Annotated in this window: 9 protein-coding genes and 1 riboswitch; of the genes, 1 reads left to right on the forward strand and 8 read right to left on the reverse strand. The window is 71.4% G+C overall.

The genetic code is table 11. The annotated features are described in order from the left end of the window. Positions 1-69: 69 nt before the first annotated feature. Positions 70-342 carry a DUF6225 family protein gene (locus ACZ7IB_RS43200; RefSeq protein WP_327277578.1) on the reverse strand — a complete coding sequence of 91 codons (273 nt, stop codon included), beginning with the start codon at positions 340-342 and terminating at the stop codon, positions 70-72. A gap of 579 nt (positions 343-921) precedes the next feature. Here ACZ7IB_RS43200 and ACZ7IB_RS43205 point away from each other — a divergent pair. Next, entirely contained in the window at positions 922-2,667 is a 1,746-nt protein-coding gene (locus tag ACZ7IB_RS43205; protein ID WP_470920395.1) for an ABC transporter ATP-binding protein, read from the forward strand. 430 nt (positions 2,668-3,097) lie between these two features. On the opposite strand, the gene thiD is transcribed toward ACZ7IB_RS43205, so the two are convergent. The 7 genes from thiD to ACZ7IB_RS43240 all read right to left on the reverse strand — a co-directional run bounded on the left by thiD (position 3,098) and on the right by ACZ7IB_RS43240 (position 9,186). Beyond that, on the reverse strand, positions 3,098-3,895 hold the full coding sequence (gene thiD, locus ACZ7IB_RS43210; RefSeq protein WP_470920396.1) for a bifunctional hydroxymethylpyrimidine kinase/phosphomethylpyrimidine kinase: 798 nt from the start codon (positions 3,893-3,895) through the stop codon (positions 3,098-3,100). Continuing rightward, positions 3,892-4,569, reverse strand: coding sequence for a thiamine phosphate synthase (gene thiE / locus ACZ7IB_RS43215; protein ID WP_470920397.1), 678 nt, complete (start codon positions 4,567-4,569; stop codon positions 3,892-3,894). Before thiE ends, thiD begins: the two co-directional genes overlap by 4 nt. Then, complete coding sequence (gene thiM, locus ACZ7IB_RS43220; protein ID WP_470920399.1) at positions 4,566-5,375, reverse strand: hydroxyethylthiazole kinase; 810 nt, start codon at positions 5,373-5,375, stop codon at positions 4,566-4,568. The genes thiE and thiM overlap by 4 nt, the downstream gene beginning before the upstream one ends. Positions 5,376-5,428: 53 nt before the next feature. After that, entirely contained in the window at positions 5,429-6,835 is a 1,407-nt protein-coding gene (locus tag ACZ7IB_RS43225; protein WP_470920401.1) for a purine-cytosine permease family protein, read from the reverse strand. Continuing rightward, positions 6,827-6,921, reverse strand: a riboswitch (TPP riboswitch). It overlaps the preceding gene by 9 nt. Further along, complete coding sequence (locus ACZ7IB_RS43230; protein ID WP_470920402.1) at positions 6,888-7,637, reverse strand: SpoIIE family protein phosphatase; 750 nt, start codon at positions 7,635-7,637, stop codon at positions 6,888-6,890. It overlaps the preceding riboswitch by 34 nt. Positions 7,638-7,680: 43 nt before the next feature. Further along, positions 7,681-7,941 carry a hypothetical protein gene (locus ACZ7IB_RS43235; RefSeq protein WP_470920403.1) on the reverse strand — a complete coding sequence of 87 codons (261 nt, stop codon included), beginning with the start codon at positions 7,939-7,941 and terminating at the stop codon, positions 7,681-7,683. 216 nt (positions 7,942-8,157) lie between these two features. Next, positions 8,158-9,186, reverse strand: coding sequence for an alpha/beta hydrolase (locus ACZ7IB_RS43240; protein ID WP_470920405.1), 1,029 nt, complete (start codon positions 9,184-9,186; stop codon positions 8,158-8,160). Between the last annotated feature and the right edge of the window lies 1 nt (position 9,187).

Consider the following 9,187-nt stretch of genomic DNA (forward strand, 5'->3'; position numbering starts at 1 on the left):
GAATCCGCGGCCTGGCAATGACGGCACCGAGCCGGAAGACACCCCGGCCGGGGAGTGACCGCGGCGGGTTCAGTCGAGGACGTCGTACTCGTCGGCCTTCCAGTCGGCAAACAGGGTCAGCGCCTTCTCGGTCTCCGCGCGCTCGGGCGAGGTGGAGGTGGCCGGCCACCAGTTCTCAACGTGTTCGGCGTTCACGAGCACGAAGTCGCGGTATCCGTCGAAGTCGCCGGGGTCTTCGGCAACACCGATGTGGATGGGTGTGTCATCGGGCAGGTCTTTGATGGCTTCGCGGAGCTGTGCGGCGTTCCATACCTGCGGGGCGTGGTCAAAGGTGTCGGCCATGGGCACAGGATGCAGGACCACACCGGAAGTCCACGTGAGGACACGACTGTACCCCGGGCCGGAGCGCTGATCCGGGGTACAGGGGGCCGGGGTGGGATCTCGTCGAACTTCTCCTGCGTCCTTGCTGAGAGCGTCGAGTTGTTGTCCGAGCTGGCGGCGCAGGGCGCGTGACGCAGCCGCTCTCGCTCTTCTCCGAGCTGTCGGATCTCTTGGCAGGCCAAGTCGGGTTCGGTGCGGAGAACGGCCGGAGCCGCGGGCTGGTCCGGGCCCGCTCTCCGGCGAGGCGCTCGTCGGGGCGCAGGCCTCGCCGAAGCCTGCGCAGCGGCTGCGGGTCGCCGTCGGCTGAAAAAACGCTTGGACACCGCGGGCGCCCCCGCGGGACACTGCGATTCCTGGCCTCCGCGTACTCGCACGGATGCGTCGCCACGAGCAGCACGGGGGCTCCGCCGTCGTGCCCCGCCTTCGGAAGACGACCCGGGCGAAGGCACTCACTCGAACCGAAGCTCCGCACGGACATGGGGCAACGGCTTCTCCCCGGAGAAGCGCGTGACGAGCTGCCGCACGACAACACAGGGGTGGATGGGATTGCCTGAATCGCGCGAGGTTCCGCCCGGCGGGGGCTCGGTGCTCCTCGCCCTTCGTTACTACGGGCGGGAGTTGGCCCGGCTCCGGCGGCTGACGGTGCCCGCGATGCTGCTGCCGGCGCTGGGCAACATCGGCATCAACTACATCGCGCCGCTGCTCGTCGCGAAGCTCGTCGGTCGGATCGCCGGCGACGCCGGAATCGCCATCGGCTCGACGCTGCCCTACATCCTCGGCTTCGCCGGCGTCCTGCTGCTCGCGGAGACGCTGTGGCGCGTCGGCCTGCACTGCCTGAACCGCCTTGACGCCCTCGGCATCGAGCACCTGTACGTGATCGGCATGGACGAGCTGTTCGCCAAGGACGCCACGTTCTTCCACGACACCTTCGCCGGGTCGCTGACCAAGCGGGTCCTGAGCTTCGCGTCCCGCTTCGAGGAGTTCGTCGACACGCTGACGTTCTCGGTCGTGGGCAGCTTCGTGCCCCTCGTGTTCGGGTCGGTGGTGCTCTGGCACTACGAACCGCTGCTCGTTGTCGGGCTCTTGGCGATGATCGCGCTGACGGCGCTGTGCGTGACGCCCCTCATCCGCCGCCGCCAGGCGCTCGTCGACCAGCGTGAGGAGGCGATCGCCCGGGTGTCGGGCCACGTCGCCGACAGCCTGATGAACATGGACACGGTCCGGGCGTTCGCCGCCGAGGAGCGCGAGGCCGCCGAGCACCGATCCCGCGTCGCGGTGTCGCGGCGGCTCACGTTGCGGTCGTGGGACTACGGCAACCTGCGCATCGACACACTGGTCGCACCGATGTCCGTGCTGACCAACGCGCTGGGCCTGCTGCTCGCAGTCGCGATCGGCGGGGGCGGGCACGGCGTGGAGGCGATCGTGGTCGCATTCACGTACTACACCAACGCAACGCGGATCATGTTCGAGTTCAACCAGATCTACCGCCGCCTGGAGAGCTCGATGACGGAGGCCGCGCAGTTCACCGAACTGCTGCTGAGGCCACCGACCGTTCTCGACCCGGCATCGCCGGAGCCGCTGCTGTCCCGGGCCGCCGACGTCCACTTCGAGCACGTGACCTTCGCCCACGCAGGCGCCGAGCCGCTCTTCGAGGGCCTCGAACTGGCTGTGCCCAGCGGGGCGAAAATCGGCCTCGTCGGCCGGTCCGGAGGGGGCAAGACCACGCTCAGCCGGCTGCTGCTGCGGATGACTGACATCGACGCCGGCCGGATCCTGATCGGGGGTCAGGACATCAGCGCGCTGCGCCAGGCCGACCTGCGCAGCCTGATCGCCTACGTGCCACAGGACCCGGCGATGTTCCACCGCACGCTGCGGGACAACATCGCGTTCGCCCGGCCGGACGCCACCGACGCCGAGATCCGCCGCGCGGCCGAGGCTGCGCACGTCACGGAGTTCGCCGACGCGCTGCCTGACGGCTTCGACACCATGGTGGGCGAGCGCGGTGTCAAGCTGTCCGGCGGACAGCGCCAGCGGGTCGCCCTCGCCAGGGCGATCCTTCGCGACGCGCCGATCCTGCTGCTCGACGAGGCGACCAGCGCCTTGGACTCCGAAAGCGAGATCCTCGTCCAGGAGGCGCTGTGGCGGCTCATGGAGGGGCGGACGGCGCTCGTGGTGGCGCACCGCCTGAGCACGGTCGCCACCATGGACCGGCTCGTCGTCCTCGACCGCGGACGGATCGTCGAGCAGGGCACGCACCAGGAGTTGCTCGCGTCGGACGGCGCCTAAGCGAAGCTGTGGCAGCACCAGTCGGGCGGCTTCCTCGACGACACCCCTGCGCGGGCCGACCTGCAATGAACGCGACTCCGGCGGGTGTGGCCCCGCGCCTGCCGACACCCTCGTCCGTACTGGTCGGACGGTTCTGCCTGGTTCGTGGGGGTTACCCCGGCCCGGTGCCGCTGCTGCCGGCCCGGGCGGTTCGACCGTCATGCCCGGCCGTCACCGGCGGGCCGCCACGCTTCATGAGGTGACCCCGCACAGGCGGCTGCAAGGCCCGAAGAAGAGGGAGCCAAAAGGGACGTGCCGGACAGCCCTCATGCCGGCGCTTCCGTGACGAGGAATCTGGCGCGGAGCAGGACAGCAGCCGGGAACGTCTCCACACAGGCACCGCCCGGCGGGGCGTGCGGTGGCCCGGCGGTGCGGGACTCATCCACTGGCGTCAGGCGCGCCCGTGGATCCGCCAGCCGTGGTCCACCGGCCCGATCCCGGCCCCCAGCGCGAACCCCGCCGCGATCGCCGCGGTGACGTAGTCCTTGGCCCGGCGTACCGCATCCGGTACCGGGTGGCCCTGCGCCAGGCCCACCGCGATGGCCGAGGCGAGCGTGCAGCCTGTGCCGTGGGTGTGGCGGTTGTCGTGCCGCGGGGCGCGCAGCCAGTGCTCCTCCTCGCCGTCCGTCAGCAGGTCCGCCGCCTCGCCCGGCAGGTGGCCGCCCTTCACCACCACCCAGCGGGGCCCATACGTGAGCAGCCGCGCGGCAGCGCGGCGCATGCCTGCTTCGTCCGTCACCGTGATGCCGGTGAGCTGCGCGACCTCGTCGAGATTCGGCGTGGCCACCGTCGCGACCGGCAGCAGCGCGGTCCGTACGGCATCCAGCGCGTCATCGGCCAGCAGCTTGTCGCCGTGCTTGGACACGCTCACCGGGTCCACGACGACCGGGGCCGCCACGTCCGACAAGAGCTCGGCGACCACCGTGACCAGCTCGGGCGAGGAGAGCATCCCCGTCTTGACCGCCTGGACACCGATGTCGTCCATGACACTGCGGTACTGCGCGCGAACCGCCTCCACGGGGAGTTCCCATGCGCCCTGCACGCCCAGGGAGTTCTGTGCCGTGACAGCCGTGAGCACGCTCATTCCGTGGGTGCCGAGCGCCAGCATCGTCTTCAGGTCGGCCTGGATTCCGGCTCCTCCGCCGGAGTCGGATCCGGCGATCGTCAGCACGCGGGGCGGCGCGGTCATGCGTGGCTCTCCTCTCGGTTGCAGGTCCATGCCCGGGCGTATGCGCGGGCCGCTGCTCGGGGGTCCTCGGCGGCGCAGATACCGGAGACGGCTGCGGCACCCATCGCCCCGGCATCCCGCAGGCGTGGCAGGTCGGCCGGGGTGACGCCGCCGATGGCCACGGCCGGCAGGTCGCTGAGCCGGGCGAGGCGGGCGAAACCGGCATGCCCGAGTGCGGCCGGGGCATCCGCCTTGGTCCGGGTCGCGTGCAGCGCGCCGATGCCGATGTGGTGGACGCGTGCCGGATCCCCGGCGGCGGCGCGCAGTTCGTCGGGGGTGGCGGCGCTCAGGCCCAGGACCGCGTGCTCACCGATCAGTTCGCGTACCGCGGCCGGCGGCAGATCCGACTGGCCGACGTGGACCCCGGTGACGCGCGCCCCGGCTGCCCGGGCCGCCAGGAACACGTCCACACGGTCGTTGACGATCAGCGCCACCCGTTCGGGGACGACGGCGGCCACTTCCAGAACCGTACGCAGGAACGCCCTCCCGGCGGCGTGCTTCTCCCGGATCTGCACGGCGGTGACGCCTCCGGCCACCGCCAGGGCGACGGTCTCGGCCACGCTCCGGCCGCGGGCCGCGCACTGGGCTGCGTCCGTGACCAGGTAGACCGACAGATCCACCGACGCCGCAGTCACGAGAGCACCGCCAGCTCGGCGAGGTCGGATTCCTCCAGCGCGGCGAGCGCGTCCAGGAACGAGACGGCGAAACTGCCGGGCCCGGAGGCCTCCTTCGCGGCGAGCTCGGCGGCGACCGTGTACACGGCCACGGCGGCCACCGTCGCGGCGAACCGGTCCGCGGCGACCGCCGCGAAGGCCGCCACCACCGCACCCAGCGCACAGCCGCCACCTGTCACCCGGGTCAACAGGGCGTCCCCATGGGCGATCCGGGCACTGCGCACCCCGTCGGTGACGAAGTCGACGGGCCCCGACACGGCGACCACGCAGTCGGTTGCACGAGCCAGCGCGCGCGCTGATTCCTCGGCGGCCTCGACGCCGTGGGAGGAATCCACGCCGCGACCGCCACCGCCCGCGCCCGCGAGCGCGATGATCTCGGACGCGTTGCCCCGGATCACAGTCGGCCGCAGCTCCAGGAGCTCTCGTGCCAGCGCGGTGCGTACCGGCAGGGCGCCGACCGCCACCGGGTCGAGCACCCACGGCGTACCGGCCGAAGCCGCCGCCCGCGCGGCCTCGGCCATGGCGGAGCGCTGCTCCGCGTGCGGGGTGCCGAGATTGACCAGGACGCCTGAGGCGACCCGGGCGAACGGGCCGGCCTCTTCCGGAATGTCGACCATGGCCGGTGAAGCGCCCAGCGCCAGCAGGACGTTGGCGGTGAACCCAGTGACCACCGAGTTGGTCAGGCACTGCACCAGCGGGGAGTCCGCCCGCACGTGTGCGAGGGCCTGTGGGACGAAGACGGTGTGATCGGCGGATGTCGAGGGCATTCGGATTCGCTCCGTGCGGGAGGGGATGGTGTCGGGACGCCGGGGCACGGCGGTCAGTCCTGCGGTCGGTGACGCAGGCGCAGCGGGGCGTATACCGCCAGGGCCACGAGGAATGCCACGTAGTACGAGAGGTCGGCGCCGTGCAGGGCAGCCGCCACCGGGCCCACGTACAGACTGGTGTCCATGAACGGTACGGCGGCGGCGAAGGCGACGACGAACGCCAGCAACGGGGGCCATCCGGGCTGTGCCCGGGCGGTCTCGCCGGCGAGGTCGATCGCGGCGCCGCCCCTCGCCCGGGCCCGGGCGAGCCAGTCGACGACGACGATCGCCACGAAACCGGGAATCCAGTAGCCGACGAACAGCAGCACGTTCTGGAAGCGGGCCGTGGTGTCGGCAGCGTGCATCCACAGCACCAGAGGGAAGCCGAGCGCGGCGGCGAGGGCGGCAGCCGCCGGACGCGGAAGGCGCACTCCCACGGTCTGCAGCGCCAGGGAACCGCTGTAGTCGTTCATGGCGTTGCTGCTGAGGGCCGCCAGCGCCACGGCGAGCAGCCCGAACGCGCCCAGCGCCCCGCCGCCCAGCAGCTCGTCCACACCCGCGGCGGTCTGGTCGGTCAGCAAGGAGGCACCCCACAGGCCGAGTGTCTGGACGGCCACGAAGGACACCACAAGGCCGAGCAGCGTGCACCAGAACATGCGTGGGCGCGAGGTGGTACGCGGCAGGTAGCGGCTGAAGTCGCTGGCGTATGGAGCCCAGGACAGGGCCAGACTCAGCGCGATGGTGCTGGTCAGGACGAACGCGCCGACCTGGTCGGCGCCGTGCGCGGTGCCGGTGCCGGCGGGGTGGACACCGTCGAGCAGCCGCCAGGCGATCAGCGCGAATGCGGCCGCGAGCACGAAGGTCATGCCGATCTGAAGCCGGTGGATGGCCTCGTAGCCCAGCACGCCGAGGGCGCCCTGGGCCACCAGCATGACCAGGACACCGAGCCAGAACGGCCAGCCGCACAGCCGCGCGAACGCGTCCCCGCCGAACAGCCCGATCAGCGCGTCCCAGGCGACCGAGGACAGCCATTGCAGGATGCCGGGCACCGCTACGCCGCGGCCGAAGGCGAGCCGGGCCAGCGGCAGCTGCCCGGCACCGGTCTGGCTCCCCCAGGTGCCCAGGTAGGCGGTGGGCACCGCGCCGAGGACGGTGCCCAGCACGACGGCGGCGAGCGCGGCTGCGAAGTCCAGGCCGAGGGCGATGCCGACGGTGCCGGTGAACACGCCGGTCATCGTCAGATTGGGGGCGAACCATACGGTGAACAGGCGCCCGGGACCGCCGTAGCGGTTGCTCTCGGGGACCGGCTCTATACCGTGCGCTTCGACACGGAGGTCGCCGGGGGCCGCCGGCATCCGTCCGTCGAAGACGGTCTGCCGGCCGTCGGCGGGCAGACCGCCGGATACATGCGCCAAAGGCATGGAAGACATCCCTCCGCCAGTACGAACTGGTTCAGGTTCGACGGGTGTGATCTCAGCCCTCGAATGGGGCACCCCGTGTCCGGTACGACGGACAGACTAACCCGATCGCTCCGGCCCTCACATCGCCGGGACCAGGTACTCCGAAAGGATCTCCGACGGGAGCAAGGGGCTGCTCGGCCCGGATGGTCTTGCCGTCGCGGTCGGAGTGGGCGCCCCAACGGGAGGCGAGCCGGGCCACCGGGAAAAGTCCGCGGCCGCCCTCGTCGCGGGTGCGCGCAGCGCAGGTGCGGGGCGCTGAGACTGCCGTCGGAGACCTCGCAGATGAGGACTTCGGCGCGGATGAGGCGCAGGGAGAGCGGGCCGCGCGTGCCGGATGGCGTTGACGATCAGCTAACTGACCATCAGTTCGGTGGTGAGGACGGGCGGTTCCAGACCCTCGGTCGGCAAGCTGACGGGTGGTGAGGGTACGGGCGCGGGCGACCTGCGCGGGGTCAACCGGCAGCTCCCGGCGGACGGCCCGTCCTGCTTCCAGAACGCGGGGGCGGGCAAGGAGCAGGGCCGCGTCACCGGATCGGGGCCCTGGCAGCAGGGTGGTCGCCATGGCATCGCAGAGCTGCCCGAGCGGTCGTGCGGGGCCGGCCATGGTGCGGGGCAGCCGGTCGGGCCCGGCGTCCATGTCCCGGTCCGGTGTCTTGAGGAGGCCGTCGGTGCACAGCGCGAAGAAGGAGCCTTCCCCGAGTCGGCGTTCAGCGGTCTCGAAAGGCAGCCCGCCGCGCGGCCTGCCCCAGCGCCTCACCGTCATCGCAGCACGTGACCACCGCGATGCCCTCCCTCCGCGGGCTCGCTCACTTCTGGCTGAGCTTGATGTGCTCGGTCAGGTTGCCGACCTCCCTGCCGAGTTTCTGCACGGGGTCGGCGAAGGAGGCCAGGGCGGACTCGATGTCGACCGCTGCGGCCGTGTGATGCTCCATGACGGCTGCGTGCTCCAGCCGTGCCCACACAGCGGCTTCGGCCACCAGCGCGTCGCGCTGAGGACTGGCAACCGGGTGCTGGGATGCCTGGGTAAGCAGCTCGCGGGCCCTCTGGGCAGGGGTGCTGTCGTTCATGGACCGAATCTTTCCAGCGGAGGCGGGGCGACGCGCGGTTTCGGGGGCGGGACACCCAGACCGAGCCGGTGGTGGAACTGGCACAGCATGCAGACAAGATCGCCGTGACCGGCGACGATCCCACGATGTCCGTTGCCCGGCCGGGGGCTCGTCCCAGACACGGCTGGCCATGGCGCGGCGGGGATGCCCGGGTGGATGATCTCGGCACATGACCGTTCAGCCGTCGGCCCGCAGGGCGTGGAGCAGCATCGGCAGCGAGGAGTGCAACTCACGCTGCCAGTAGGCCCAGCCGTGGGTCCCCGGTCCGTAGAAGTGAGTGGTCACCTGCTTGGCGCCCTTGCGTCCGAGCTCGCTCGCAAGGGCCTGGTTCTGCCTGTTGAAGTCCGCTTCGAGTGCGCTCGTGCTGCCCGGCGGGTCCAAGGGGCCGGTGGTGCCGTCACCGCAGGACAGGTAGACGGGGATCGACTTGAGGCGCTTGGCCAGGTGGAACGGGTCGTGGGCCGCCCAGATGTCACGTTGCGCAACCGGGTCGCCCCAGACCCTCAGCGGGTCGTTGCCCTGACCGGCGAAGAATCCCATGATGCGGTTCACCGACTCGTCGTTGAGCAGCGGGTGCACAGAGCCGGAGTACGCCGCGGCCGCCTTGAACATCCCGGGGTGCCGGGCGGCATACAGCAGGGCGCCCTGGCCACCCATCGAAAGTCCCGCCACGACGCGGTTCCTGCTCGCCCCCCAGTCATGCTCAAGGAGGAGGCGCAGCTCCTTGGTGTGAAAGGTCTCCCACGCCGGGTCACCGCCCTGGCCGTAGTTCCACCAGTCGCTGTACCAGCCGTTCCAGCCGGCCTCCGGCATGACCACGAGGACGTCGCGCAGGCCGTCGGTCCGCGCGATGTCGGTCCGACTGGTCCACGACGTGTAGTCCCCGCAGCAGCCGTGCAGCAGCCAGAGGGTCGGCCAGTGCCTGCTCCGGTCGCCCGGGTCCCAGCCATCGGGCGTGAGCAGACGCACGTTCACCGTCCGGCCGCCGAGGGCCGGTGAACGGACCGACAAGTCGACCTGTCGGTCGGCAACCTGGGTGACCGCGACTACCTCGGCACCCCGGGACGAGGGCCAGAACCCGCCCGCTCCCCCGGCAGGTGGCACCGTCGACGCGGTGGCCGGCGCCGACGGGGTCGACGCCAGGGTGAGCAGCAGCGCGGCAAGGACGAGCAGGAGGCGGGCTCGGCGGATCGGGATGGCGGTCATG

This window comes from Streptomyces sp. NPDC037301 (assembly GCF_055602785.1).

What these genes read in the sequence shown, in the direction of transcription:
- thiD (WP_470920396.1), bottom strand. Translation starts at nt 3,895, where the DNA reads ATGACCGCGCCGCCCCGCGTGCTGACGATCGCCGGATCCGACTCCGGC.
- ACZ7IB_RS43205 (WP_470920395.1), top strand. Translation starts at nt 922, where the DNA reads ATGGGATTGCCTGAATCGCGCGAGGTTCCGCCCGGCGGGGGCTCGGTG.
- thiM (WP_470920399.1), bottom strand. Translation starts at nt 5,375, where the DNA reads ATGCCCTCGACATCCGCCGATCACACCGTCTTCGTCCCACAGGCCCTC.
- ACZ7IB_RS43230 (WP_470920402.1), bottom strand. Translation starts at nt 7,637, where the DNA reads ATGACGGTGAGGCGCTGGGGCAGGCCGCGCGGCGGGCTGCCTTTCGAG.
- ACZ7IB_RS43235 (WP_470920403.1), bottom strand. Translation starts at nt 7,941, where the DNA reads ATGAACGACAGCACCCCTGCCCAGAGGGCCCGCGAGCTGCTTACCCAG.
- ACZ7IB_RS43240 (WP_470920405.1), bottom strand. Translation starts at nt 9,186, where the DNA reads ATGACCGCCATCCCGATCCGCCGAGCCCGCCTCCTGCTCGTCCTTGCC.
- ACZ7IB_RS43225 (WP_470920401.1), bottom strand. Translation starts at nt 6,835, where the DNA reads ATGCCTTTGGCGCATGTATCCGGCGGTCTGCCCGCCGACGGCCGGCAG.
- ACZ7IB_RS43200 (WP_327277578.1), bottom strand. Translation starts at nt 342, where the DNA reads ATGGCCGACACCTTTGACCACGCCCCGCAGGTATGGAACGCCGCACAG.